Annotated in this window: 26 protein-coding genes and 1 pseudogene; 20 read left to right on the forward strand and 7 right to left on the reverse strand. The window is 55.0% G+C overall.

Annotated features, from left to right (window positions below; genetic code table 11):
• Position 1 precedes the first annotated feature (1 nt).
• From AC6CHQ_RS09835 to glsA, 9 genes are all read left to right on the forward strand, one after another.
• The gene (locus AC6CHQ_RS09835) at positions 2-868 is read left to right on the forward strand and encodes a hypothetical protein (RefSeq protein WP_498081454.1); all 867 of its coding nucleotides are present in this window, start codon (positions 2-4) and stop codon (positions 866-868) included.
• 171 nt (positions 869-1,039) lie between these two features.
• Positions 1,040-1,840, forward strand: coding sequence for a hypothetical protein (locus tag AC6CHQ_RS09840; RefSeq protein WP_092053442.1), 801 nt, complete (start codon positions 1,040-1,042; stop codon positions 1,838-1,840).
• A complete protein-coding gene (locus AC6CHQ_RS09845) occupies positions 1,841-2,203 on the forward strand; it encodes a GntR family transcriptional regulator (RefSeq protein WP_092053438.1) in 363 nt (120 codons plus the stop codon).
• Entirely contained in the window at positions 2,200-2,922 is a 723-nt protein-coding gene (locus AC6CHQ_RS09850) for an ATP-binding cassette domain-containing protein (RefSeq protein ID WP_092053434.1), read from the forward strand. The genes AC6CHQ_RS09845 and AC6CHQ_RS09850 overlap by 4 nt, the downstream gene beginning before the upstream one ends.
• Positions 2,906-3,835, forward strand: a complete 930-nt coding sequence (locus AC6CHQ_RS09855) for an ABC transporter ATP-binding protein (protein ID WP_498081455.1) — start codon at positions 2,906-2,908, stop codon at positions 3,833-3,835. The genes AC6CHQ_RS09850 and AC6CHQ_RS09855 overlap by 17 nt, the downstream gene beginning before the upstream one ends.
• Positions 3,813-4,790, forward strand: a complete 978-nt coding sequence (locus AC6CHQ_RS09860; protein ID WP_498081456.1) for an ABC transporter permease — start codon at positions 3,813-3,815, stop codon at positions 4,788-4,790. The genes AC6CHQ_RS09855 and AC6CHQ_RS09860 overlap by 23 nt, the downstream gene beginning before the upstream one ends.
• A 136-nt stretch (positions 4,791-4,926) precedes the next feature.
• Complete coding sequence (gene murI / locus AC6CHQ_RS09865) at positions 4,927-5,721, forward strand: glutamate racemase (protein WP_498081457.1); 795 nt, start codon at positions 4,927-4,929, stop codon at positions 5,719-5,721.
• An 81-nt stretch (positions 5,722-5,802) separates the two neighbouring features.
• On the forward strand, positions 5,803-6,357 hold the full coding sequence (locus tag AC6CHQ_RS09870; RefSeq protein WP_498081458.1) for a M15 family metallopeptidase: 555 nt from the start codon (positions 5,803-5,805) through the stop codon (positions 6,355-6,357).
• A gap of 298 nt (positions 6,358-6,655) precedes the next feature.
• Positions 6,656-7,585, forward strand: coding sequence for a glutaminase A (glsA, locus tag AC6CHQ_RS09875; RefSeq protein WP_092053416.1), 930 nt, complete (start codon positions 6,656-6,658; stop codon positions 7,583-7,585).
• A 151-nt stretch (positions 7,586-7,736) separates the two neighbouring features.
• Here the strand turns inward: glsA and AC6CHQ_RS09880 are convergent, their stop codons facing one another.
• Positions 7,737-8,618 carry a helix-turn-helix domain-containing protein gene (locus AC6CHQ_RS09880; RefSeq protein WP_498081459.1) on the reverse strand — a complete coding sequence of 294 codons (882 nt, stop codon included), beginning with the start codon at positions 8,616-8,618 and terminating at the stop codon, positions 7,737-7,739.
• A gap of 139 nt (positions 8,619-8,757) precedes the next feature.
• Between AC6CHQ_RS09880 and AC6CHQ_RS09885 the strand changes: the two genes are divergently transcribed.
• Together AC6CHQ_RS09885 and AC6CHQ_RS09890 are read left to right on the forward strand one after the other, a co-directional pair.
• Positions 8,758-11,058 carry a lantibiotic dehydratase family protein gene (locus tag AC6CHQ_RS09885; RefSeq protein WP_498081460.1) on the forward strand — a complete coding sequence of 767 codons (2,301 nt, stop codon included), beginning with the start codon at positions 8,758-8,760 and terminating at the stop codon, positions 11,056-11,058.
• Between the two features lie 13 nt (positions 11,059-11,071).
• On the forward strand, positions 11,072-11,947 hold the full coding sequence (locus tag AC6CHQ_RS09890) for a lantibiotic dehydratase C-terminal domain-containing protein (RefSeq protein ID WP_498081461.1): 876 nt from the start codon (positions 11,072-11,074) through the stop codon (positions 11,945-11,947).
• A gap of 233 nt (positions 11,948-12,180) precedes the next feature.
• On the opposite strand, the gene mscL is transcribed toward AC6CHQ_RS09890, so the two are convergent.
• Positions 12,181-12,567 (reverse strand): large conductance mechanosensitive channel protein MscL, encoded by a 387-nt coding sequence (gene mscL / locus AC6CHQ_RS09895; protein WP_092053405.1) that lies wholly within the window; start codon positions 12,565-12,567, stop codon positions 12,181-12,183.
• Positions 12,568-12,778: 211 nt separating this feature from the next.
• On the opposite strand from mscL, the gene AC6CHQ_RS09900 reads away from it, so the two are divergent.
• The 4 genes from AC6CHQ_RS09900 (at position 12,779) to AC6CHQ_RS09915 (ending at position 15,744) form a co-directional block, all read left to right on the forward strand.
• The gene (locus AC6CHQ_RS09900) at positions 12,779-13,000 is read left to right on the forward strand and encodes a WYL domain-containing protein (protein ID WP_092053402.1); all 222 of its coding nucleotides are present in this window, start codon (positions 12,779-12,781) and stop codon (positions 12,998-13,000) included.
• A 156-nt stretch (positions 13,001-13,156) separates the two neighbouring features.
• Positions 13,157-14,503 (forward strand): M20/M25/M40 family metallo-hydrolase, encoded by a 1,347-nt coding sequence (locus tag AC6CHQ_RS09905; protein WP_498081462.1) that lies wholly within the window; start codon positions 13,157-13,159, stop codon positions 14,501-14,503.
• 151 nt (positions 14,504-14,654) lie between these two features.
• The gene (locus tag AC6CHQ_RS09910) at positions 14,655-15,002 is read left to right on the forward strand and encodes a PadR family transcriptional regulator (protein WP_251240079.1); all 348 of its coding nucleotides are present in this window, start codon (positions 14,655-14,657) and stop codon (positions 15,000-15,002) included.
• Positions 14,980-15,744, forward strand: coding sequence for a DUF1129 family protein (locus AC6CHQ_RS09915; RefSeq protein ID WP_424237469.1), 765 nt, complete (start codon positions 14,980-14,982; stop codon positions 15,742-15,744). Before AC6CHQ_RS09910 ends, AC6CHQ_RS09915 begins: the two co-directional genes overlap by 23 nt.
• Positions 15,745-15,882: 138 nt before the next feature.
• Here the strand turns inward: AC6CHQ_RS09915 and AC6CHQ_RS09920 are convergent, their stop codons facing one another.
• From AC6CHQ_RS09920 to AC6CHQ_RS09935, 4 genes are all read right to left on the reverse strand, one after another.
• Positions 15,883-16,788, reverse strand: coding sequence for an acetamidase/formamidase family protein (locus AC6CHQ_RS09920; protein ID WP_498081463.1), 906 nt, complete (start codon positions 16,786-16,788; stop codon positions 15,883-15,885).
• Positions 16,789-16,937: 149 nt separating this feature from the next.
• A complete protein-coding gene (locus tag AC6CHQ_RS09925) occupies positions 16,938-17,273 on the reverse strand; it encodes an MGMT family protein (protein WP_498081464.1) in 336 nt (111 codons plus the stop codon).
• Complete coding sequence (locus tag AC6CHQ_RS09930; protein ID WP_251240083.1) at positions 17,246-18,802, reverse strand: PH domain-containing protein; 1,557 nt, start codon at positions 18,800-18,802, stop codon at positions 17,246-17,248. Before AC6CHQ_RS09930 ends, AC6CHQ_RS09925 begins: the two co-directional genes overlap by 28 nt.
• Positions 18,802-19,299 carry a PH domain-containing protein gene (locus AC6CHQ_RS09935; RefSeq protein WP_092053379.1) on the reverse strand — a complete coding sequence of 166 codons (498 nt, stop codon included), beginning with the start codon at positions 19,297-19,299 and terminating at the stop codon, positions 18,802-18,804. The genes AC6CHQ_RS09930 and AC6CHQ_RS09935 overlap by 1 nt, the downstream gene beginning before the upstream one ends.
• A gap of 123 nt (positions 19,300-19,422) precedes the next feature.
• Here AC6CHQ_RS09935 and AC6CHQ_RS09940 point away from each other — a divergent pair, with 123 nt between their 5' ends.
• Together AC6CHQ_RS09940 and AC6CHQ_RS09945 are read left to right on the forward strand one after the other, a co-directional pair.
• Positions 19,423-21,072 (forward strand): DUF2207 domain-containing protein, encoded by a 1,650-nt coding sequence (locus tag AC6CHQ_RS09940; RefSeq protein WP_498081465.1) that lies wholly within the window; start codon positions 19,423-19,425, stop codon positions 21,070-21,072.
• Between the two features lie 16 nt (positions 21,073-21,088).
• Entirely contained in the window at positions 21,089-21,358 is a 270-nt protein-coding gene (locus AC6CHQ_RS09945; protein WP_498081466.1) for a hypothetical protein, read from the forward strand.
• 83 nt (positions 21,359-21,441) lie between these two features.
• Here AC6CHQ_RS09945 and AC6CHQ_RS09950 read toward each other — a convergent pair whose 3' ends face one another.
• A complete protein-coding gene (locus AC6CHQ_RS09950) occupies positions 21,442-22,077 on the reverse strand; it encodes a spore coat protein (protein WP_092053370.1) in 636 nt (211 codons plus the stop codon).
• Positions 22,078-22,183: 106 nt separating this feature from the next.
• Here AC6CHQ_RS09950 and AC6CHQ_RS09955 point away from each other — a divergent pair, with 106 nt between their 5' ends.
• From AC6CHQ_RS09955 to AC6CHQ_RS09965, 3 genes and pseudogenes are all read left to right on the forward strand, one after another.
• Positions 22,184-22,753, forward strand: a complete 570-nt coding sequence (locus tag AC6CHQ_RS09955) for a GNAT family N-acetyltransferase (RefSeq protein WP_498081467.1) — start codon at positions 22,184-22,186, stop codon at positions 22,751-22,753.
• Positions 22,754-22,854: 101 nt separating this feature from the next.
• Positions 22,855-23,202 (forward strand): annotated as a pseudogene (locus tag AC6CHQ_RS09960) (carbohydrate ABC transporter permease); the annotation flags it as partial.
• Positions 23,202-24,080, forward strand: a complete 879-nt coding sequence (locus AC6CHQ_RS09965; protein WP_498081468.1) for a carbohydrate ABC transporter permease — start codon at positions 23,202-23,204, stop codon at positions 24,078-24,080. The pseudogene AC6CHQ_RS09960 and the gene AC6CHQ_RS09965, both read left to right, overlap by 1 nt.
• The last annotated feature ends 35 nt before the right edge of the window (positions 24,081-24,115 follow it).

Below are 24,115 nucleotides of genomic sequence, written 5' to 3' on the forward strand. Positions count from 1 at the left end.
AATGTTCATCATGCGACCGGCCGTCGGCCTATATGACAGAGGCGGGCTGGTGACCATTGAAAACAGTGAGAAGGGGACAGTGGAAGCGGCTGTCCGGAAAGGGGAACTGAACTTTCTCCGGTTCAGCATATTGCTGAATCAGGGCTTTTCCGGGCAGGCAGCCGAACAATCCCGGGAGTACGCCTATGCAAAGGCGTTCCTGAATAAATTTCCGGGCCTGTTCATGGAGTGCCGGTCAGAAAGGGAGCGTGCCATGCTGTCTGCCGTCAGATCCGATCTGGAGGTCTTCAGGAATCTGTTTCTGACCGGCAGGCCATTTGGGAGGATTGAGCAGACGGTCAGGGACTTTGCGGAGAATGGCAGCGGGTTCCGCATCTGGTTTGCAGCGGATCCGGAGCGTTTTCCGCAGCTGCGAACCATGCTGGGGAAGATTCCATATCTTCAGGTGGATACGAAGAAAACGGCCGGGAGCTATGATGCGGTAATCTTGGAAAGCTCGGAAACCGTAAGGCGCGACGATGCCCGGGCGGCTTCGGAACGGGTGCTGTTCATGGATCTTACCGGCAGCCGGATCGAGGTGGGGCCGCTGATCTTGACGGACCGCTTCCGGATGCCCGATTCTTTGGAGCAGGCCGCGGATCTGCCACAGGAAAGTCCCGGTGAGGCCGCCTTGCTGTACTTCTTTATTCGCCGGATCTTGTTTGCCGTACTGTATGGACTGGAGGAGGACCTCTCGGAGGATGTAGGGCTTCCATTGCGGAGCAGATTATTGATTGACCGGGTTTCGTTGGAGGGGCGTGCGGAACCGGTAGTGACCCGGCCCCTCGAAGTTCAATCACCAGTGCTGCACCGGACTGCGGGATTCTAGGGATCCCGCTTTTTCTCATTCTTCTTGTGACGCCTTCTGCAGAAGGCGTTTTTATTATGGGCAACCAGATTTCCAAATAAATTCCGCGAATGCCTTGCATTTTGTTTGAATACCAGTGTACTATGTAACTAATACACCGATACACAATGCAAATTCAAGGGAGTGAAGTTTATGAGCCGATGGAAAGGGCTCTTGTGGAAAGAGTGGATTCAGGCGCGTCTGGGGATGGCGTTTCTGGTACTTGCTGCCGTGCTCAGCATTGGGGTGGTGCCGTTTTTGCTGCAGCGCTATGCCTTCCACGAAGTTCCGGTGATGAACATTGCGTTCATCATCATGGGCTTCTGGGTGCTGGCACTCAGCTATATGCCGGTGGTCAGCCTGCTTGTCAGCCTGCAGGCGGATATGAAACGGCCGGATATCTGGCTGCATTCCCCTGCACCGTCCTACGTTCTCGTCGGCGTCAAAGCGGTCTTTGCCGTGCTGATGACCGTGGCATCCATGCTGTTTCTATTCACGGTCCTGGCACTGGCCAATGGGATGATTCACCTGTTCGGCGGAGGGTCAGGCCTTCCGGAGGGCATGCCGCTCGGATGGTTCATGGGCTTCTTTGCGGAGGTCGGTACTGTCTCGCTGTTTCTCGGAATCATGCAGATGGTGCTCGGCTTCCTGTTCTGGACCATTTACCAGTGGCTGAAGAAGTTCACGAAAATCGGCGCGGTTATCCTGACAGGCATGCTGGTGGGCGGAACGTTCTATGTATTCCAGAAAGTGGCCCGATGGGGGCCTTATGAAAAGCTCGCGGGTTATGGTGAGATTCCGCTGACCTACACGGAACGCCTGAACCGGGTCAATGACTGGTCGCTGGATTTCACGGGGACAATTGCTGCCAGCGGAGTCGGGCTTGCCGCGATCGAGGCAATTCTCCTCGCGATGCTCGCCATCTATATCTTCAACAGGAAGGTGGCGCGATGAATGAGTTTTGACTTCCTGCCGGATAAGCCGATCTACCAGCAGCTGATCGACCGGATCACGGGTGACCTGATCCGGGGCGCCCTGAAGCCGGGAGAAAAGCTGCCGTCGGTAAGAGAATACGCGGTCGAAGCCGGCGTCAATGCCAATACGATGCAACGAGTGTACAAGGAGCTGGAGGGGATGGGCATTACCGAAACGAAGCGGGGCCAGGGGACGTTCGTCACGGAGAACGCGGAACGGCTCGGACAACTGAGAGAGGAGAAAAAGGCGCAGCTCATCGATGATTTTATCCGGAACATCGAGGCGCTCGGCTTCACGGAACAAGAAATCGCGGAGTCCATGACGAGGAGGAGACAGGGATGATCGAGATCAAACAGGTAAGCCGGTCATTCGGCCGGCGCCGGGCGCTGGCCGGCGCGACCGCGGCCTTCGGGCGGGGTAAAATCATTGGACTCGCGGGGGAGAACGGAAGCGGCAAATCGACACTCCTGAAAATTATGGCCGGCGTCATGGGGGCGGATACAGGAGATGTTCTTCTGAACGGCCAGCCGATTACACGGATCTCCGCCGGCCGGCATATTGCCTACATGGCGGACGCCGATCTGTATTACCCGTATTTCACAACTGATGAGCTGCTCCGCTTCCAGGAGTCGCAGTATCCGGACTTTTCAATGGAAAAGGCGCTTGAGGCAGCGGAATTTCTGAATGTCGACAGGAAAACCAAGCTGAAAAACCTTTCAAAAGGAAACCGGGGACGTGCCAAGATCGTAGCAACATTAGGGAGGGAAGCGGATGCCTACCTGCTCGACGAGCCGTTTTCGGGTCTTGACCCGATGGTCCGCGAGTCAATCGTGAAAGGCCTTATCCGATTCACCGACCCGGAGCGTCAGACTGTCATCATGTCGACGCACGAGCTGCACGATGTCGCCCCGCTCCTCGATGAAATCGCCGTACTGAAAAACGGGCGGATCGCCGCCCATGATGCTGTGGAAGATATCCGGATGGCGCAGCCGGGCGGCCTGACCGCGTATTTGCGCACACTCTACCAAAAGGGAAGTGAACCGGTTGGCAAACCAAGCTGAGCCGATAGTGGAACTCAGGCACTTATCAAAGGCAATCCGCGGAAAGAAGATTATTGACGACTTGAACCTGAAGCTTTACCCGGGCCAGGTAACCGGGTTCCTCGGGCCGAACGGAGCAGGGAAAACAACGACAATCCGTATGATGGCAGGACTGATGAAGCCGACATCGGGAGAAGTATTCGTCGCGGGCAAGTCCGTCCAAAACGAATTCGAAGCGGCCATGTCCAATATCGGCGTTATCGTCGAGAACCCGGAGATGTACAAATACATGACCGGCTACAAGAACCTCGTCCACTTTGCCCGCATGCACAAGGGCGTCACAAAGGACCGCATCATGGAAGTGGTCCGCCAGGTGGGACTCGAGAACCGGATCCATGAGAGAGTCGGCACCTATTCGCTCGGCATGCGCCAGCGCCTCGGCCTTGCACAGGCATTGCTGCACGATCCGAAATTCCTGATCCTGGATGAGCCGACAAACGGCCTTGACCCGGCCGGCATCCGGGAGTTCCGGGCGTATCTCCGGAGCCTCGCGGAAAAAGCGGGTGTCTCGGTCTTTGTCTCGAGCCACCTGTTGTCTGAGATCGAGCTGATGTGCGACCGGATCGCCGTCATCCAGAACGGCAAGCTGATCGACATCAGGGAGATGAAGGAAGATTCACGGCCGCACCATTACATCGAAGCGCAGCCGGCGGCACAGCTCAGGGCCGTTCTCGAGTCAAAAGGGTACGAGCCGGTTGAATCCGGTGCAGGGTTCATCATTGAAGAGGGAATGGAACGGATACCGGAACTCGCGAAAAGCGTGATTTCCGGAGGCCTCGACCTGTACACGGTCCGTCCTCACCGCAAGACACTTGAAGACGAGTTCATCGAAATGACGGGAGGCGGACAGATTGCTGAAACTGTTGCAAAATGAATGGATGAAGCTGTGGAACAAAAAAGCGACTTGGGTCATGGCCATCCTTCTCGTCGTCGGCGTAGCGGGCATGATGGGCCTGACCAAATGGATTTCCACGATGGAAGAGAACCGCGCGGAAAGCGGAGGCGTCTCGGTCGAGGGCCAGGCGGATGTGCCGGACTGGCGTATGCAGGCGGAAGCGGAGCGGGATGGAATCTCCGCGCAGCTGGCTGATCCGGACCTTTCTGACTCCCGTGAGGCGGAGCTGAAGGAAGAGTTGCAGATTGTGGAATACCGGCTTGCCGAAGACGTTGAGCCGCACGGAAGCTATAGCAGGCAGCAGATGATCAAGGATTCTTCCGGCATCGCCACGCTCGCCATGCTGTTTGCCATCATCGTTGCTGCCGGCATCGTTGCCACGGAATTTTCCGAGGGGACGATCAAGATGCTCCTCGCCCGCCCGGTCAAGCGATGGAAGGTGCTGACCTCGAAGTTTGCGGCCACGGCATTGTTCGGCGCGCTGCTTACACTAATCGGCTTCGTGGTCTCAGTCGCGATGGCGTACATTCTGTTTTCCCCGGACGCAGGAGCAGAGCTTGCAGTGAGAAGCGGAGAAGTGAGCGAAGTCTCGGTCTGGACGCTTACGCTTTATCACCTTCTCCTCGCGTTCGTGAATGTCATCGTCTACACGACGTTCGCCTTCATGATCGGCAGCGTGTTCCGTTCCGGCGCGCTCGCCATCGGCCTGTCGCTGTTTATCTACTTTACCGGCAATACAGTTTCGGCACTCTTGAGCCGCTACGAGATCGCCAAGTACCTGTTCTTCTCCCATGATCTCGTTGCGCTTGCCCAGGGCATGACGTTCATCGAGGATGTCACCCTTCCATTTGCGGCCGCTGTACTCGTCGCATACGCCGCCGTGTTCCTGGTCGTCAGCTATCTCGTCTTCTCGAAGCGGGACGTTACGGCGTAACAACTTGGCCCCTCTGACAGGGGGCTATTTTTTATAGCTTCAGGGAACCACAAAGCTGCCGGATGCGTTACAATGGAAGGATCATTTTATTTCGCTTCCTGAAAACAGGGAGGCGTTAGCGAGAAGGTTAAAAGTTATGAAAAGAATAGCAATTATCGACTCCGGGAGCGGTGGGCTGACCGTCGCCAAAGAGCTGTTCGGCCGGCTTCCAGAGGAGCGGATCATATATGTGGGTGACCACGGCAACTGCCCTTATGGCAACAAAAGCCCGGAAGAAATCAAGGAATTCGTTTTCGGAGTCGTCCGTTTCCTGGAGCAGTTTGAGCTTAAACTGCTGATTGTCGCCTGCAACACGGCATCGGCGCTCATGCTGGACGAGCTAAAGGAGCGGATGGACGTCCCTGTGATCGGGGTCATTGAGCCGGGGGCGGAGATGGCCGCAAACACAACACTGAACCGGCGGATCGGCGTCATCGCTACCCAGCGGACGGTTGAATCTCATATGTACAGAAAGACCATCCGTGAAAACGGGGACGGTCTGGAAGTTTATGAAGAGGCATGCCCAAAACTTGTCTCTTATCTGGAAGATGAAGAAATTGGGAATGACGAAATCAAGTCTGCTCTTGAGGAATACTTGGCACCGCTCCGCGAACAGCAAGTGGACACGCTTGTAATGGGCTGTACCCATTATCCGCTGGCCGAACGGCAGATCCGGGAAGTATGGGGCGGCGACGTCCACCTGGTGGATCCGGCCCGGGCGACGGTTTCGCGGGCTGCGGACTGGCTGCGGGAACACGGCGAACTGTCCACGGCAGCCGAGGACGGGCATCTGTTCTTTACGACGGGAGACGTTCCGGACTTCGAGGAAAAAGTGAAGAAATGGACACCTGTCAGCCGGCCGGTCGTCCGGTATGCGGAAACAGGAGCATAAACCAGAAGGGAGGCTTCCGGAATCGGACAGCGAAAAAGGAAGAACACACACCCCGTCGCGCTTGCCGTCAAAGTTGCCGGCATGGTGATTGCCGGTTTGGTGGCTGCCGGGGTGTGGACCTTTGTCCAGCGCGAGCTTGATTTCCGCGAAGAGCTGGAAATGCGCCCGCTTCCGGAAGGCCTTCATCCGATGGTCGGGCAGAAAGCGGGGGAACTGGCCCGGATCGCAGCAGAGCGGGGCATCCGCATCGAAATCACGGACGGCTTCCGCTCCCATGAAGAACAGGACCGGCTTTTTGCACAGGGGCGCACCATTGACGGCCCCGTCGTCACCCAGGCAAGGGGCGGCCAGTCGTATCATAACTTTGGGCTGGCGGTTGACTTTGCAATTTGGACGCCTGACGGCCGGCTCATCTGGGACACCGGCTATGACGGCAACGGCAACGGGCAAAGCGATTGGTTCGAGGTCGCGGACATCGCCAAGGAGCTCGGATTTGAATGGGGCGGCGACTGGAGCAACTTCAAGGACTACCCGCATCTGCAAATGTCGTTCGGCCTCACTACCGCGGAACTCGACACCGGCTGGCGGCCTGAGGACACGGACAGGTTCGAGGTCCTGGCCGGCGAATCAGAATAGAAAAGGGACTGTTCCGCAAACCGGCGTATGCCGATGCGCGGAACAGTCCCTTTTTAAGTCAGAATCAGTCGTTGCTGCCCGTGAAAGTCAGGACGAGGCCTGCAATCGTACCGATCGCGATGAATCCGAATAAAACAGCCAGGATAATAACGAACCACATATCAGTCTCCACTCCTTTGCAGGCAATTCAGCTTCATTATACCATCGGCCCGCGGGTCCGGCAATGAACGGCTGGCTTGATGGGCGCAGGAAAGGGTAAACTGTCGGCAGGATGTCATTTTTAAAGGAGTGAACTGACATGGACTGTCGTTCCGACGAAGAGCTGTATCAACTTGTTCAGGAATCGAAAGTACATACAATCGAGGGGATGGTCGCCGACTATATCCCGGCACTTGCCAAGGCGGATCTGAGCTCGCTGTCCGTTGCGATGGCGTTTCCGGACGGAAGCTGCTATTCTGCAGGGGACGTCGATACGAAATCGACGCTGCAGAGTATCTCGAAGGTGCTCGCCCTGGCGCTCGCCCTTCTCGATAACGGAGAAGAATATGTCTTCCAGCGCGTCGGCATGGAACCGACGGGAGACCCGTTCAACTCGATCATCAAACTTGAGACGATCGCCCCGCACAAACCACTCAATCCAATGATCAATGCCGGAGCCCTCGCCGTCTCGTCGATGATCAAGGGCGAAAGCGTCGAAGAACGGCTCGGGCGGCTGATCCAGCTTACTGAACTGATCATTGGTGAAGAAGGCGTCGGCTACAGCGAGGAAGTGGCCCAGTCCGAGCTTGAGACGGCAGACCTGAACCGCGCGATGGCCTATTATCTGAAGCAGCACAGTGTCATTGAGGAAGAAGTCGATACAGTCATTGAGCTCTATACGAAGCAGTGCGCCATCGAGATGAACTGTGTCGACCTCGCCAAAGTCGGACTGCTTCTTGCTATGGACGGCAAGCACCCGGCGACCGGAGAAATGATTCTGCCGCCGCGTGTCGCCAGCATCTGCAAGACGTTCATGGTCACCTGCGGCATGTATAACGCTTCAGGAGAATTCGCCATCCGTGTAGGCGTCCCGGCCAAATCCGGGGTTTCCGGCGGCATCATGGCTTCCGTCCCGCAACGCTGCGGCATCGGCATCTTCGGACCTGCACTCGATGACCGCGGCAACAGCGTCGCCGGCTGGGACCTGATGGAGAAAATGACCAAAAAATACGACCTCAGTATGTTCTGAGAAACCAAAAAACGGCTGCTCCCGCCCCGTAACAAAGGCGGAAAGCAGCCGTTTTTCTACGTTTTCAAAAGAAAAACCGAAAAAACCGTCGATATGCGTAAGTGCATATTTCTGTTGCTTAAAACTGTGTAGAGTAGTAGGTAGGAAAGAATCATACGCTCCCGGCTGCCAGGTACTCCATTTTGTACTCCTGCAAAATCTTCTTGTAGTAATCGAGACCCAGTAGGTCAAAGAAGAACAGCGCCTTTCGGTAGTTCTCCGAGATTTCGGAAGCGGGATGACCGAGCTTTTCAAGAATCGAACCTTTTTGGTAGTAGAGCTGGCCTAGGATAGACATGTCGCGGTGGGTGATCGAGAAATCTATGCCTTCTATGGTGATTTCCAAGGCTCTCTCATACTTTTCTTGAGAATAAAGCAATTTTCCAACGTTATATAAAATGGTGATTCGTATGAGCTCATATTCTTCCGAGTTATTCTTTTCTTCAAGTATTTCTTGGAAGATCTTCATGCTTTCATCGAACTTTTGGTTTTCTGCAAGGATGATTGCAATAGAATTCTTTATTCGGACATTTAGAAGTATATCTAAGCCTGTCGATGGATTGTTCACAAGGCGGTATAACTCTGTTACACAGTAACGATAATCATTTTTCTTCAAATAATAGAGACTTACATAGTAATGGGCATCTAAGTAGGTCTTTAATTCTGGATGGATTACCGGCATTTCTTTAGACAAAAGTTCTAGGTAAGAATATAGCCCCTCATAATCTTTCTTCCTAGAAAAGGTTTTTACGGTCTCAGTAATGCGCTCCTTGTTTTCAACGTCATCATGAATTAACACCTCGAAAAAAAATGAAAGTGGCAAGCGTAGCTTCATAGAGATTGAGTGGAGTGTATCAATGCTCGGATAAGAATCACCTTTTTCCAGGCGGCTGATCTCAGATTGATTGCAGATGCCGTCTGCCAGTTGTTTCTGGGTCATCTTGCGGATTTTGCGCCATTTCCGGATTTCCATTCCTAGGCGAACCTGATTCATTGTCCATCACCCTTTTGGCAAATGGTCCAGTCGGATATCGGCTGTCCTGTCTCTATAGTAACGGAAAATTTCCGCAGTTTGTCAACTTTGTACGAAAATATGTTTGCTGTCCAAGAAACGAAGAAAGGATTGAGGAATCATGAATCTGAACTTGAATCGAATTGAAACTTCCGTCCGCATATCAGAAGTTGCTATCGCGCAGGTGCATGATCTGCCTGCTTCAGTCATCGATTCACTCGTCCTGTCCGCTTCGATGAACCTGATTCAGCGCCTTAACCGTCACCGGGCGGCTGTTTCGGAAGCTTGGATTTCCGTGGAGGACGTTTTAATCCGGGCCGGATTGCAAACTGTTGACGAATTGGAACAGAAAATTCCTGAACTCAGTGACAGCGACTGGGAAAGTGTACAGCTGTGGGTGAAGAGAAAGACAGAAATGGACGATGCCCTGGAACGGTTCAGGCTGATTTACCGGGTTGGCAAGGAACAGGCGGACGCCAAGCTGAGCGGAATGACAAAGATTCCTGCTCTTCAGCGAAGTATTGCCTTAAAGGATCCGAAGCTGCTTGATTTGAATCTTGAGCAGTCTGGAGAAATGGCGGAAGCTATTCTTCCGCATCTTCTCCAAACGACCGTGGAAAGCGCTGAGACCGGCACAGCAGAAGTCCGCTTCAGCTTCGGAAAAGAAACAAAAAGTGAAGCGCTGGAGGAAGTCCTTCCGAAAATGCGCATCAGACAGCCGCTCATCGACCGTTGGACCGAAGCGATTGCACGTGATGACCGCCTGAACGAAGGCCTGGCTTTCAAAGTAAACGACGGGCTCATTTGTCAGGAAGGTAAAAGCGGTTTGCTGGTCGCAGATGGCATTGAAGTCGGCGGTGTCCCTACCATCCATGAATATGTTTATCCGGTTGAAGGCCAGGCAGCCGGCCATTTGAAAAAAGGCGCTGTCAGAAAAAAGAAAGACTGGATGCGTTCGCTTGGGTCCGACGGAAAGTCAAAATTCGCTGAATTGCTGTCGAGGGAAATCTTAGTACCCGTATTGCCGGAGAAACAAGCCGCACAGTGTCCGCTTCAGGGATTGGCTTCTTTGGTTGCAAGAATCAATTCTCCTGAAGCCAAGCGCCTCCGAAGAAGCTTTCTGCTCCTTGAAATTCTGCTCGATCAGATGGAAAGTTGTGCTCCGGCTGATTTGCCGGTTCTGCGTGAAAGGGCTGTGCGGGCAATACACAGGATTCACCGGATCCTGCCGGTCCGCCTGACAGGCCGTCTGGCGGCGGGTGATTGGTTTACAGAGCAACAGGTATGTAATGAAAAGCCGATCAGTCTTCCTGAATCCGTCCGAGAGGATCTGGAAACTTACGCAAACAATCCTGGAGTGGTTATTGTCCGTTCAAGCATCGCGGAGACCATGACCGGCTGGTTTACAGAACAGTACGGTCTCGGAGGCGAAAGCAGGGATGTCCTCGGCTATCTCTCCTACTGTTCGGCACGGATGGGATCGGCCGAGGAAGCAAGAATCGCTGAAGAAGACACGAGACGGGCAGTTGCCGGAGCTAAAACACCAGCACCGCTCAGTCCGACCGAGATGCTTCCGCATGGACTGCTCTCTTTCCGTGTGGCGGCCCTATCGGAACAGGCACTGAAACGGGGAGATTACCAGATTTCGGCTGAATGCCGCCTGGACAATGTTGCCTCGGAAGATGAGGGGTGGATCCGTGAACTGCTTCCTGATGCCGAACCGGTCTGGTTCTCGTACGGAGCAGGATGGACTGGAAAAAAGGCGCATCACAACGGCCGTCACCTATTGTGGCCTACCGACCGTCAGTATGCCGGAAGAAGCGGCCAGTTCCTGACGTTATCGGACCTCCGAATCGTGCATGACACGGAATCAGACTCCCTGACCATTCTAGGTCCGGAAGGCTTGCCGGCTGCCCCTGTCTACACGGGTAAAATGGCGGTCCATCAGTTGCCTGTATGTGTTCGTCTGTTCCTAAAATTGAGCCATCCCTGGGTGTGCCTGAGCAGTGGAAGGACAAACAGGAGGAAGCCGGGCCATACCCCGCGGCAAACTGAAGGCAGAGTGGTCACAGCGCCTGCAGAATGGCGCATTTTGACAAGAGATGTGCCAAAAAGAGATATCGAAGAGTCGGAATCGGACTTTTTCCTCCGCCTTCATGATTGGAGGGTGCGGAAAGGAATCCCGAAAGAAGCCATGTTTGCGGTCGTCGACTCGAAATATCCGACGGCAGCCTGCCGAAGCGGGAAGGATCACTATATCCATTTCGGAAGCCCGCGACTGATTGACCGCCTTAACAGATGTCTGCGAGAAGGTGACCTGCTGGTTCTGACTGAGGTGTTTCCGGAACGCGGCGCGCATGCCATCGGACGCTCAGGCCAGCCTTGCGTCACAGAGTTCCGGGCAGCAGTAAAGTGGGTTTGAATGGAGGATGAACATGCATCTAGAAAAAGAATGGCACACCTACCGGTTCTATCCGAAATACGAATACCAGCTGGATGAGGTGGTCCATCAGATTGTCATGCCGTTGGCATCGGATCTGACCGGCGAGGTTCATTATTACTATTATTTGCGCCGGGAGGATCATCATGGCCATCACATCATGGCCGGGTTCCGGCTTTCTGATGAAGAAGCAGAGCGGCTCCGTTACCGGATCCGACATGACTGCAACATGCTGCTCCACGCGATGGAGGAGGATAAACCGAGGCGCCGAAGAAGACAGTTGCCGACTGAAAACCCGTCGGAGCAGCAGCCTGCAGTCCGGCCATATAAACGGGAGCCGGTATTCGGTGAAAATCCGGCGGCAGGCATTGTCTGGCCGGACCTGCTTCTGAAACGCTCGACGGACATTGCTTTTCTCGTCATTGAAAACGAAATTCTCGGAGGTACCGATCGGGCAACTGCGGTCACACTCCTGATGCATCAGGCGATCCGTTCGGGGCTCTGCAGCACGGATGCGGCAATCCGCTTCCTTGAAAAATATGCGGCGCACTGCATCCAGACTTGCGGAGACCCCGATCTTTCGGAAAGTCTGGACCGTGCCGTGGTGATGAATGAAAGGGAATTCCGGAGCGAGTGGACGCGGTCGCTGAACAATGTTCATCTGCTCCGGACAATCCGGCCGTTTATCGAAGAACTGGCGTCCGTCCGGCTTCAGGTGGAGGATCAGCTGGTCCCGTCACCGCCTTTTGAGGAATTTCTGTTCCACTACCTTCATGATACAAATAATCGGCTTGGCATAAGCCATGAGGAAGAGGCATACATCGCAAAACTGATACATAAGTCACTTGAGAAAAGTTCAAAATATGCATAATTGCATATTTACACTGAATCTTTTATGCTATACTGAACTAAATTATATGGAAGGACGGATGGATAATGAAGAAAAGACTCTTCACGGCGCTAACGATGGGGGCTATTGCTTTCGGTTTAGTAATCGGTGGCGTAAATCCTTTGACAGAATTACCATACGAACTAATTTCTTAATAAATTCAAACCCGCTCCCCACGGAAAAATCCGTTAAGGGAGCGGGTTTCTTTTGTTTCTTCAGTTCTTCTGTTCCTTGAGAAGGTCACGGATTTCGCGGAGCAGTTCTTCCTGTACGGTGAGTTCTTCTTCCGTTTCTTCCACCACTTCTTCTTCCTTCTGGCGCTTCAGCTTCATGAGGCCGCGTAGGATCATGAAGATGGAGAAGGCAATGATCAGGAAGTCAAAGACGTTCTGCAGGAAGACGCCGTAGGTTACTTCGGCATCCCCGACCATTACACTCAGGCCTTTGAAGTTGACGCCTCCGACCAGGATTCCGATGAGCGGGGTGATGATATTCTCAACAAGGGAGGAAACAATCTTGCCGAAAGCGGCACCGATGACGACGGCGACAGCCAGGTCCAGAACATTGCCCTTGAACGCAAATTCTTTAAAGTCTTTCCACATTGGGGTTCATTCCTTTTCAATTATAAAATGCCGCACGCGGCTTGCGCTCAAGTGTAGCGCATGTCTTATTGGATGGGAAGGGACTAAATACATATTTTTCGACAAAAAATGACACAGTAGGATTGCTTTGTATGATTTGAGGACAATTCGGTTGCGCCTACGGGGATGTTCGCATATAATGAGAACAAACGTTCTTATTGGAGGGTGCGGGATGCACGGATTGTTGATGAAATGCATGAAGCGTCATCAGTTGACTGACATGATCTATATTGGTTCAGACGGAAGCATCACAAAGCGGCGTGTACGCCTGTTGCGCCTCCGTAAGGACAGCGTAACGGCGTACTGCTTTCTCAGGCAGGAGCGGCGCACGTTCAAGATCGACCGGATTTTGTCTGTGCGGCCGGTGTATGGCCACGAGAAGCAATCGGGATAATAAGTAGCAGTGCCTTCATGGCCGCGCGGGACTTCAGACCTGTCGCGGTTATAGACAGATGTGATTTTGTAACCGTTTTCATTTAAAGTGAAGGGAAGTCCGAATGCCGGGACGAATCCCCCTGATGGAACAAAACCGAAGAGGGGGAATGGAAGGATGAAGAAAAGCAGATTTGCGGCATTGACGCTGTCAGCGTCCCTTTTGCTATCGGGTGTGGTGATGATGCCGGCCGATTTCGGCGGGCAGACCACTGCCGAGGCGGCTAAGCCGGGCAACCCGGCGGCATTTGACCAGAAGGTGATCTCCAGAATTGATGCGGAGCGCATCTATTCGGACGTTTATCATCTGAGTGAAACGATCGGGCCGCGCGTTGCCGGAACCGCCGAGGAGAGGGAAACGGCTTCCCTGATCAGGGAGCGACTGGAGTCTTATGGTTACGAGATTGAGGTCCAGGAGTTCGACATTCCAGACACGATGGTCGGCCATCTGTCCACGTCAAATGGAGATGAAGTGGAGGCGGCTTTCCCGTCCGGGTCCGCAGAGACACCAGAAAGTGGGCTGACTGCGCAGCTTTATGATGCCGGCTTGGGCTATCCGGCCGACTTCACGGAAGAGGCGTCAGGGAAAATCGTACTGATAAGCCGTGGAGAATTCTCGTTCCGCGAAAAGATTGACCATGCCGCTGCGGCAGGTGCTGTGGGGGTCATCATCTATGACAACAGTGAAGCGTCCGGGCCTCCCAACATGAGCATCGGCGAGGATGCGCCGCTTCCGGTCGCGGGGATCAGGAAGGCATCCGGCGAAGCGCTCCTTGAAGATGTCGTTGCCACGGGCGGCACGGTCACCCTAAAGGTTGACGCACTCACCGGTCAGACGTCACAGAACATCATCGCGACGCGCGCGCCGAAGCACGTGAATAACCCGGACATCGTCCATGTGTCGGCTCACTTCGACAGCGTGCCGCTGGCGCCGGGTGCGAGTGACAATGCGACCGGAACGGCGACCGCGCTTGAGATCGCCCGCGTGCTGAAAAGCTACCCGATCGACAAAGAAGTGCGCTTCGCCTTTGTCGGAGCGGAAGAGATCGGCCTGGTCGGTTCCGCCCACTATGTTTCGGCTTTGACTCAAGATGAAGTGTCCAGGAGCATCGCGAACTTCAATATGGATATGGTCGGCACGTCCTGGGAGAACGCGACCGCCATCTTCATGAACACACTGGATGGCCAGCCGAACATCGTCACCGAGGCGGCGCTTGCTACACAGGACAGGATTGCCACTCCATCCGAATTGATCCTTTACCAGCGGGGCGCCTCGGACCATGTGAACTTCCATGAGACGGGCATCCCGGCGGTGAACTTTATCCGGCGAGAACCTGGCACTGCAGCACTTGAGCCGTACTATCATACACCGCAGGACACAATCGAGTATGTCAGCAAAGAGCGTCTGAAGGAAGCAGGCGACCTTGTCGGTGCTGCACTTTACTCGGTCATCCGTAAAAACTGAACAGCTAAATCAGCCGTCCGGAAGCTTCCGGGCGGCTTTTTAGAATGCAGGTATTTTGTTTAACAACATAGTTGACGGGAGTGGCATCACCCGGTATCATGGAAAACAAGATAGTGGTAGTTGGTTATGCAAGATACTGGAGGGGATTGCTGTGACGACAAGCCAGATGCTGAAAGGGGTGCTGGAAGGGTGTCTTTTGGCCATCATCGGCAGGGGCGAGACGTACGGTTATGAGATGGTGGAGAAGCTCGGGGAATACGGGCTGACGATGGTGAGTGAGGGGAGCATCTATCCGGTGCTTTTGCGCATGCAGAAGGAAGGGCTGGTCATGACTGTTATGCGACCATCCCCGAACGGACCAAAGCGCAAGTATTACCGGCTTACGGCGGCCGGGGAAAAAGAACTTGAAGCATTTAGAGCTCGCTGGAACGTGATGGCGGGAGCAGTCGGAAATCTGCTGGAGGGGAGCGGAAAAGATGAAGTTGTCGAAAAGAAGTGAGGAATTTATCGCAAACGTCCGGATGTACCTGATGACGTCAGGCAAAAACGAACGGGAGATCGATGAAGTCGCGGAAGAGCTGGAGGACCATCTGGCAGAGCTTGAACGCCGCGGGGAAAGTGTGGACCGGATCACGGGGGGTTCGCCGAAGGAATACCTCGCATCTCTGGAAAAGGAAATGGACAATGATTATGCGGGCTGGCTCAAGTACGTCCCTGCGTTTTTGCTGTCTTTCGCCGCTTTTGCCGCTATGGGCCCGGCAATCCGAGGGATGTTCTCCCTGAACCTGCTGCAGTTAATCGGCTATCCGGTTGTCGGAGCAATTGTCATCGTGCTTTACCGTGCCATGTTCCGCAAAATGGCGGTAGGCCAGTGGAGCAATAAGAAGCTGTTCTTCGCGGGCGGCGGCTTATCGATGCTGTCCGTTCTCCTATTTGTCGGAGTGCTTCTGGCAAGTTCCTTTATCATGGATCCGTTTTACACGGCCGGCCGGACCGGAAATCTCGTGGTCATCCTGGTGTCGGCTGCGGCGTTCGCGGCAGCTGCCATGATGATGGGCTCCTGGCTCCTCATCACGATTCCGGTTGCGCTGTTCCTTCCAGAGTGGCTGATCCTTTCCATGCCGCTCGGGCTTGGGGACGAAGCCAAAATGATGATGGTGGCCATCATCCCGTACATCGCTGTTGCCCTGGTCGTCACGGCACAACTGTTTTATGAAAAGCGCAAAATCAATCATACATAAAAACCCCGGCAGGCCCTCCGCTCATGCGGTCAGGCTGCCGGTTTTTTTCTGTTGACGGAGGAAGGCCGGCATGCATGTGACCCGCTTCTTTTAATGAAGCAAAAGCCGGCTCCCATCGGAAACCGGCTTGTCCTCATCTTATTCAAATAGGGTGACGCCATATGCTTCCAGTACATACTTCGGCACAAAGAAGCGCGCCGTCATGAGCGGATCGACAATCTGGCTGATCTGTGAGTGTCCGGCTGCGCTCATCATCATTGCTAGATCTGCGATATCAAGGTCCGTCCTTGGCAGGAGGAAATCCGCCATCTCTTCGACGGCCGCTTTTGCCGCCTCGTCGATTGTCGGTTTTGAGACGAGGAAGGTGATGCCGTCCGCGTTCTCAAGCAACGGATGACGGAGGGCCCCCTCCTTCACGACTTCAAGTGTGACGGTCGCCTTGCCCGGGACTTCGATGCCGGAGACTCCGATTTCTCCGTCGCCCATCGCGGCATGGAAGTCACCGAGCGCGAACAGCGCGCCTTCCGCGAATACCGGGAAGTAGAGGGTGGCGCCTTCTGTGATCAGTGTCGTGTCCATGTTGCCGCCGTGTGCACCTGGCGTCCCGCATGGCACGGGCTCGCCTTCAGGAGCGACGCCGATCACACCGATCATTTTGTTGAGCGGGATTTTCAGCTTGTCGTCAAAGACGGCATGATCTCCCTCGATGGGGATGATCTTGGATGCCATCTCTTCCTGGCGGTGGCCGAGCACGCCAAGGTCAGGACCTGTCGCCATGACGCCCTGGCTGCCGATCTCAAGCTTCTCGATCCGCACTTTCAGCACATCACCCGGCTGCGCACCTTCCACATAGATCGGTCCCGTCGCAGGGTTGATCCGGTTCCAGTCGATGCCGCCGATTTTCGTCTCGGCCGATTGTACCTGGTTTTCAAAGCAGTCATACGTTTCGATTTCGATCGTCGTTCCCGATGCCACGCGTTTGACCGGTTCGTGTGATTTGTCGAACGCGTAGATCACATCATTGCACGCCAATGTTTCTGCCATCACCGATGCCCCCTTGTACACTTGTGTTGCCAATAGTCTATCAATTAGGGCGCTTAAAAACCAGCAGAAGCGCATGCGCTCCTGCCGGCAAACAAAGGTGGTGACTCATTGGGTATGAGGTAGTAACTCAGTAGGGGCGAGGTGGCGACTCAACGGGTGTGAGGTGGTAACTCGTCGTTTCCTGGATCCCACCTGTAACGTTCCATATCCACGCGCTTTCCCGCGATCACGGGCACCCCTTCTTCGAGGAGACGTTCTTCCTGTTCAAAGGCGGCCTCCCCGTTCCTGATGACAATTTCCCCCTTCGCATTTACGATGCGGTGCCATGGAATGCCGTGTTTCCGGCTCATGGAGTGGAGGATTCTGGCGACCTGGCGCGCCGCTCTCGGGTTACCGGCAAGCCGTGCAATCTGGCCATAAGACGCGACGGTTCCCGCCGGCACTTCTTTCAGAATCGTTACAACTCGTTCTGTAAAATCTTCCATGACTCCACCTCCTCATCTGCACGGATGAGTTCCGGATTCCGGTCCGTATACCATCGGTCAAATTGTTCTGCGGCTGCTGCCGGCAAGTCTTTCAGTTCTTCGACGTGGACCGGCTTCGCGCGGTTGGTCGTGCCGACCGTGGCGACACCGAACCGCTTTTGCAGCCAGGACTGGGAGATCGCTGCTTCGATCACCTTTTCCCGCCTGCTGAGAAATGTCTCCCTCCACAGGCCGCCTTTCCTGAACTGGACGAGCGGCCCGCGGATGGCGTAGCGGGTGTTGCGGTAGTCAAAGTACCTCAGGAGATAAATGACGGCGAAAAGTGTCGCTGCCAGAAACGGCCAGTCCGGGACGTACGGGAAGTCCGGGCGCCAGAAGTAAAGCGCAAGGGCGCCGATTACGGCAATCCACGGGAAGCGGAGCATCCTGACGGTCAGCGCTGCCTTCGGAAGGCGCTCCATGCTGTCGAGTACGCGGACATCGGGAAGCAGCTCGCCGACCATCTCCACCGCACGCCGTTTGGGCAGAAACGGGTAAAGGGAGCTGATGTCTTCCAGGTTGTCCTCGAAGCTGCCGACAGTGACGATCTTTGCTTCCGCGAGGCCGAGCAGACGTTTCAACGGCGTTTCCGTGATCTGCACCGCCTGGACATTCTTTTTCCTGACGGAAAGCGACTGCTCGGTCAGCACACCCCGCCGGATGTAAATTCGCTCATCATCAGACGAAATCTCATACCGCCCGTACTTCAGGTAGGTCCGGATGATGCCGAACGCGATTGCCGCCAAGGCAAACAGGGCGATCGTGATGCCGAGTACAACCCCTGAGCCCGCCAGGAACGACAGGAATCCTTCGGCGCGGCTTTCGATATCAATAAAGTCATCGATGTTCGAGTAAACAGTCGCGAGCACGGGAATAAGCGCGATGAAACTGAACGACAGGAAGGAGGCTTTCAGCACGTCCTTGAGCTGGGCCGTGAAGTGGACGGTGCGAACTTTTTCCGGGAACGGTTCGGCAACGGCCGCCGCCGGGGTTTCGCCATCCGCGTTTTCTGTCCCTGACTCTTCTTGGGCGGTCTCCATCCGCTCCCTCCGGTAGCCGTCGAGCGCTTTTTCGATCCGGGCAGCTTCCGCTTTCGTCACAGCGGGAAATTTTACGCTTGCATCTTCTCCGTCCGCTCCGGTCTCGAGCGTGAGCGAAGTGAGGCCGAACAGGCGGAGGACGGCCGGCACCTGCCGGTTGACGTTCTGCACCCGACGGAACGGCACATTCCGGTGCTTGCGGGAAAAGACGCCGCTGTCGATCTGCACTGAATCCGCCTCCAGCCGGTAGGTCGTGCGCCACCAGGAAAGGAAGATGTTCAGGATGGAAATCGATATGGCGGCGATGAAGATCCAGCGGCCCGCGACCACCCATCCGGCATCGGAACCTCTCCTGAGGATAAACAGGAAGAAAAATACGATGGCACTGTTTTTGACCAGGTCATAAAGGGACAGGATGATCCGTCCCGGATGCATGCGCCGGTTTTCCATCATTCCTCCTCCTCCCGGATCTTGGCGAGGCGGGAAATGCGGTTACGGAATTCCTTGGCTTCCTGCTCCGGGAGCGCCGGGATCGAGTGATTCGACCCCATCGTGCCGACCGTGAGCGTATAAAGCCCGTATTTCCGCAGGAGCGGACCCTGTTCGAGTCCGACATACTGGACCTTCGTCATCGGGACCGTCTGGTGCTGGACAGTGATCACGCCGTGGCGCAGCTTTACGAATTCCTCATCCGCCCCGTAGCGCCATGTCCGCTGCAGAATCACCGGCTCGATAAAGATCGAATACACCGCCGACACAATTGTCAGCCCGCCCAATATCCATAGCACCGTCATCGCCCAGTCCCACCAGCCGAACCGGCTGCCGGCGATGATCAGGCCCGCGAACACAAGCAGCGTGATTCCGTGGCCGATCGTGTTTGACAGACGCCATACCGTCACTGCCTTTCTTGAGATTCTTCCTTCAGGCTCCCTGATGTCGAGTTCCATATCCTGCACCTCCGAGTGATCTTAATTCTTTTACGGGACGATGCCCGTGAAGGTTTCAAGGAACCGGGTCAACTGTTCTTCCGTATACGGTATCATGGTAACAGGCAAACGGGAGGTGACCGGATGAAGCGATGGGTGATGGCAATGCTTGCGATCCTGATGGTACTTGCCGGCACCATTCCGGCAACCGCCGCGGATGTGACGGTGAGCAAATCCCAGGTCCGTCTCTGGATCGGAGCCGATGGCTCGGTCAGGGTCAATGAAATCCATACATATGAAATTCCAGAAGGAACAGGGGAGATTTTGAGGGACTTTACCTACGGCAATCACGAGAATGTGATCGGTTTCCGTGCCGGCGAAGTGGACGGAGCGGCGCAGGTCGGAGAAGTGGCGGATGAAGAGGTCCGGCCCGTGGCAGTACGTGAAAAAGGAACCGGCTGGGAACTGCTTTTGGACGGCGGGGGCGGCAAGCGGACATTCCTGCTGTCTTATTTATTGGAAGATGCGCTGAAGGTGTACGACGGGTACAGCGATCTCGAGGTCGGGCTGTTTTCAAGCACAAGCTACGAATTCGAAGGCCTCCGGAACCTTGAAGTGTCCGTGATCCTTCCGGGCAGTGCCGGCGCTTCGTCGATCCGGCCGTATACAAGGAACATGAACGGTTCCGAAGTGGAGATGAAGGACAATGGCGTCATTTTCAGGGACCCGCTCATCGCAGACCCGCTGGATGCGTCGTACCGCGTATTCTTTCCGTCAGGGGTCATGACGGAGGCTGTGAAACATGCCGCACCGGTTCCGCTGGAAGAAGCCGTGAAGGCTGAGGAGGAGCGGTTCACCCATGCTGCAAACATGCGCCCGCACCGGGAAACATTTGAGAAAGTCGGATTCCCTATTGCACTTGCGTTTATCCTGGCCGGTCTTGTGAGCCTGGCCGTGCCCCAGCGGCTGCCGATCACGAGAAGAGATGAGGCGCTGATCCTCTCCATGGATCTTGTCTATCTGCACTTTGTCCGCTGGGCGGGCCGCTTCACGCCGCGTGCGGCGGACGCCATGCTGTACGGGCTGCTCGAGAAGGGGGCGGTGTCCGTCAACGGCGAATCGGATGCAAAGGTCTGGGAAGTGAAGGGCAGTACGGGCCGGCTTGAGCCGCATGAGCAGCTGTTCATCAGTAAGCTGTTCCGGGACACGGTCGGCCGTAGCACTTTCGGACCGCGGGAACTGGAATCGGACAGGGCAGAAAAAGCACTGAAGGAGTGGCACGGAGCTGTCCTGCGAATGCTGGAGGAAGCCGGGACGATGAACCTGAGGATCCCGAAGCGCGTGCTGCTGTTCTCGGCGCTCGTCCCGACGGCGGCCGCCATCATCGGCGCAGTCGTCGCAGCGATGCCCGCTGGATGGCTTGTGGCGTTCCTGGCAGGTATTCTCATCTTCTTGTATGTGCACGTGAAGAAAATGCACTGGCGCTGGTTCGGATTGATTTACGGAGGTTACCTGACCTTCGGCGTGGCGGCGGTTGACGCCCCGGGCACCGGAGCGGTGATCCTGCTGTTCGTCCTCGGCTATCTTTTCGTGTGGCTCTTTTTCCCGCGCACGCTTCTCGTATCGCGGTTCGCCTATCGGGTCAAGTTTGCGATCAACCGTCTGATCTACACCGACGACCGCTTCTGCATGCCGGACGGGACGCCGGAAGAACGCGGGCTGCGCGAACACCGTGTGCACGTGCTGGCACCGAAATTCAGAGGACTTGCGCGGATGTACCGGGACTGGATGTAGAAAGGAGTGAAGCCGGATGGGTGACCTGATTGTTCTGCTAATCGGATTCCTTGAAACCCGCTGGCCGACAAAGAAAAACCGCCTCATCAGCCGGCGTTTGAAGCTTTTGAAGAAAAGCGGAATCCAAAGAGATCTGGATGTCCGTTACGGTCCCGTGGTACTGCAGAGCACGGAATTCCGGGAATTTATCCGGGATCAGGAAGTAGAGGCGATTCTGGATCACCCCGCGCGAATTGAAGGCTTTTTGCGGGACCTCGACCTGTATGTAAAGAAGCGGGGATTGTAGGGGAGTGAGTAATCCTCCATCACAACAAAAAAGCATGCGGACCGCCAATGGGTCCGCATGCTTTTTCTCCGTTCATGCAGCGGTTACTGCATGCCTCCCTGGCTGCCGGCCGGGGCATAGGCGCCGAGGATCGCCTGCATGTCCTGCTCTGCGAGCTGCGGCACCTGATAGTAGTGGTGCTTGTTCTGGTAGATCGACAGCTCGTAGGCCATCTCGATGCAGTTCGGGATCGAGTCGGCGAGCACGCGGCGGACGACCGGGTTCGTCGTTTCAAGTGCCGCCGTCGTGCATGCCGTGGCGCTTGCTTTGTGGCCCGACAATAGGAAACCGGAGATGGCTGCGTCGTTCAGCTCCTGCGGGGACTGCATCGGCTTTTTCGGCTGGGACTGCTTCATTCCGTACACCCAGTCGTTGCCGCCCGACATCTTATAGCTCTGCGTCGGTATCTGCGGATCCGTGCCCGACTTGAAGCAGTCGACCAGTGTGTTGTACGACTGTTGCATGAACCGGTATTGGCGGTCGATGATGTCGATGAGTTCCGGGTCCTGCGCGTGCGGACGCATCAGCGTGGACATGTCCATCGCGCCGATCATCGTCGACAGCACCTCATGGACATCGAACAGCTCATGGCCGCCGTGGTTCATCTTCTGTCCCACCTGTCCGGTATGCATGTTCGTGTGTGTGACGTTTTGCGGGTCCTGTCCGAAGTTTTGCGTCATCTGCATATTCCCTCCATGTTACATGATGGCCGAACACAGATAGTATCCGCTTTCCTTCCACTGTTATGCATCCGCTATAATGGACGGTAATCGGAGGGACTTCAGAATGAAAAAAATTGAATTTGAAACAGAGCGCCTTATTCTCCGGCCTTATCAGGACTCGGACTATGCAGCGTGGCTAGCCGGGCTGCAGGGCAGGGGAATGTCCAGCGGTCCCTATGATGAGGGACGGCCCCGTGATTTGTCGGGTGCTACAGAAGAGTGGTTCAGGGAATGGATCCTGGGATTCCGGGAAGCCGCCGATGCGGACGACATGGTCATCCTCGGGATTTTCCGGAAGTCCGACGGAGCGAATGTCGGCAAGGTTGAACTCATCACGATTCTCAGGTTCGACTATGATTGGGGCATGATGGGCTATCACATCAACAACCAGTATTCGCGCCGAGGATACGGAAAGGAAGCTGTATCGGCCGCCGCCGAATTTTTCATGGACAACCTCGGATTCCATCGGATCGAACTCCACATCCGGCCAGACAACCTTCCGTCCAAGAGGCTGGCGGAAAAAGCGGGATTCCTGTTTGAAGGGACCCGGGAACGCTTTGCCAAGGAAGGCGGCATCTGGTTGGACTATGACATTTATACTAGAATTAAGCAGGAAAAGGCAGGCTGTCATTAATCGACAAGTCCTGCCTTTTTTCGACAGATAGAATTTGCAACTATTTGAATTATCCATCTAATCTTGTGAGCTAGTGAAGAAGGTTTACTTCGCGTGTCGCGAAAAGTCTGTACGAAGCCGCTGAGATCGACGGCGCCAATGCCTGGCAGCAGTTTACCCGCATCACGATTCCAATGATTACGCCGGTCATCTTCTTCGATATCGTGACAAGCCTCATCGGCGGCTTCCAAATTTTCCAGGAAGCCTATGTCATGTCTAACGGAGAAGGCGGCCCGGCCAGCTCGATGCTTTTCTACAATCTTTATATGTGGAAAAAAGCATTTGAAGCGTTCGATATGGGATACGCCATGGCGATGTCCTGGATTCTGTTCGTCATTGTCTTCGCCCTGACAATCGTCAACCTTAAGCTTGCGCCGAGATGGGTGCATTATGAAGGGGGCGGGAAGTGATGGTGAAACAGGCATCCGGCCGACCGAAAGTCTCGCATTTTGAAACGATCCAAGGCCGCAGGCAGGCGCTGAATATCATCAACTGGGTCCTTCTTGCCGCAGGCAGCATCCTCATGCTGTCGCCGCTCTGGTGGATGCTCGTCACTTCAGTCAAGACGATGCAGGAAGTGATGACCTACCCGCCGACGTTCTGGCCGGAAAGCTGGAACTGGAGCAACTACATGAAAACGTGGGAAGCTGCCCCGTTCGACTTGTACACGATCAATACGCTGACCATCACGATCCTCGTCGTCATCGGGAATATGTTCGTGAACTCCTTCATTGCTTACGGATTCGCGAAAGTCCCGTTCAAGGGGCGCAACGTGCTGTTCGCGATCGTTCTTTCTACAATGATGATTCCCGGATTTGTCACGCTCATCCCACAGTATGTGCTGTTCGCGAAGCTTCAATGGCTGAATACGTATTATCCATTAGTGATACCCGCGTTCTTCGGAAGCGCATTTAACATTTTCCTGCTCCGGCAGTTTTACATGACAATTCCGGATGAGCTGATCGAAGCGGCCAAAATGGAAGGGGCGAGCCATTTCTGGATCTGGTGGAAAATCGGCCTTCCGCTCACGAAGCCGGCGCTCGCGACAGTTGCAATCTTCTCGTTTAACGGCGCATGGAACGACTTCCTCGGTCCGCTCCTTTACCTGAACGATGAAAATCTCTATACGCTCCAGCTCGGGCTCCAGGTATTCAAAGGGCAGATGAGCACGCAGTGGAACTACCTGATGGCCGGCTCGCTTCTCGTTCTCCTGCCGGTGATCATTCTGTTCTTCTTTTTCCAGAAGTACTTTATCCAGGGCATCAACCTGCAGTCCGGCGGAAAGTGAGGCCGTGCGGTTGATGAACCTGCCTAGCGCCGCAT

It is taken from the genome of Bhargavaea sp. GQ12 (genome assembly GCF_059758705.1).

Excerpts from the sequence above, each read along its gene's own strand:
- AC6CHQ_RS09945 (WP_498081466.1), top strand. The coding sequence starts at position 21,089 with ATGGGTGACCTGATTGTTCTGCTAATCGGATTCCTTGAAACCCGCTGG.
- AC6CHQ_RS09940 (WP_498081465.1), top strand. The coding sequence starts at position 19,423 with ATGAAGCGATGGGTGATGGCAATGCTTGCGATCCTGATGGTACTTGCC.
- AC6CHQ_RS09845 (WP_092053438.1), top strand. The coding sequence starts at position 1,841 with ATGAGTTTTGACTTCCTGCCGGATAAGCCGATCTACCAGCAGCTGATC.
- AC6CHQ_RS09900 (WP_092053402.1), top strand. The coding sequence starts at position 12,779 with ATGCACGGATTGTTGATGAAATGCATGAAGCGTCATCAGTTGACTGAC.
- AC6CHQ_RS09870 (WP_498081458.1), top strand. The coding sequence starts at position 5,803 with ATGGTGATTGCCGGTTTGGTGGCTGCCGGGGTGTGGACCTTTGTCCAG.
- AC6CHQ_RS09885 (WP_498081460.1), top strand. The coding sequence starts at position 8,758 with ATGAATCTGAACTTGAATCGAATTGAAACTTCCGTCCGCATATCAGAA.
- AC6CHQ_RS09840 (WP_092053442.1), top strand. The coding sequence starts at position 1,040 with ATGAGCCGATGGAAAGGGCTCTTGTGGAAAGAGTGGATTCAGGCGCGT.
- AC6CHQ_RS09835 (WP_498081454.1), top strand. The coding sequence starts at position 2 with ATGTTCATCATGCGACCGGCCGTCGGCCTATATGACAGAGGCGGGCTG.
- AC6CHQ_RS09890 (WP_498081461.1), top strand. The coding sequence starts at position 11,072 with ATGCATCTAGAAAAAGAATGGCACACCTACCGGTTCTATCCGAAATAC.
- AC6CHQ_RS09850 (WP_092053434.1), top strand. The coding sequence starts at position 2,200 with ATGATCGAGATCAAACAGGTAAGCCGGTCATTCGGCCGGCGCCGGGCG.
- AC6CHQ_RS09930 (WP_251240083.1), bottom strand. The coding sequence starts at position 18,802 with ATGGAAAACCGGCGCATGCATCCGGGACGGATCATCCTGTCCCTTTAT.
- AC6CHQ_RS09880 (WP_498081459.1), bottom strand. The coding sequence starts at position 8,618 with ATGAATCAGGTTCGCCTAGGAATGGAAATCCGGAAATGGCGCAAAATC.
- AC6CHQ_RS09905 (WP_498081462.1), top strand. The coding sequence starts at position 13,157 with ATGAAGAAAAGCAGATTTGCGGCATTGACGCTGTCAGCGTCCCTTTTG.
- AC6CHQ_RS09955 (WP_498081467.1), top strand. The coding sequence starts at position 22,184 with ATGAAAAAAATTGAATTTGAAACAGAGCGCCTTATTCTCCGGCCTTAT.
- murI (WP_498081457.1), top strand. The coding sequence starts at position 4,927 with ATGAAAAGAATAGCAATTATCGACTCCGGGAGCGGTGGGCTGACCGTC.
- AC6CHQ_RS09935 (WP_092053379.1), bottom strand. The coding sequence starts at position 19,299 with ATGGAACTCGACATCAGGGAGCCTGAAGGAAGAATCTCAAGAAAGGCA.
- AC6CHQ_RS09965 (WP_498081468.1), top strand. The coding sequence starts at position 23,202 with ATGGTGAAACAGGCATCCGGCCGACCGAAAGTCTCGCATTTTGAAACG.
- AC6CHQ_RS09920 (WP_498081463.1), bottom strand. The coding sequence starts at position 16,788 with ATGGCAGAAACATTGGCGTGCAATGATGTGATCTACGCGTTCGACAAA.
- AC6CHQ_RS09915 (WP_424237469.1), top strand. The coding sequence starts at position 14,980 with ATGAAGTTGTCGAAAAGAAGTGAGGAATTTATCGCAAACGTCCGGATG.
- AC6CHQ_RS09925 (WP_498081464.1), bottom strand. The coding sequence starts at position 17,273 with ATGGAAGATTTTACAGAACGAGTTGTAACGATTCTGAAAGAAGTGCCG.
- glsA (WP_092053416.1), top strand. The coding sequence starts at position 6,656 with ATGGACTGTCGTTCCGACGAAGAGCTGTATCAACTTGTTCAGGAATCG.
- mscL (WP_092053405.1), bottom strand. The coding sequence starts at position 12,567 with ATGTGGAAAGACTTTAAAGAATTTGCGTTCAAGGGCAATGTTCTGGAC.
- AC6CHQ_RS09950 (WP_092053370.1), bottom strand. The coding sequence starts at position 22,077 with ATGACGCAAAACTTCGGACAGGACCCGCAAAACGTCACACACACGAAC.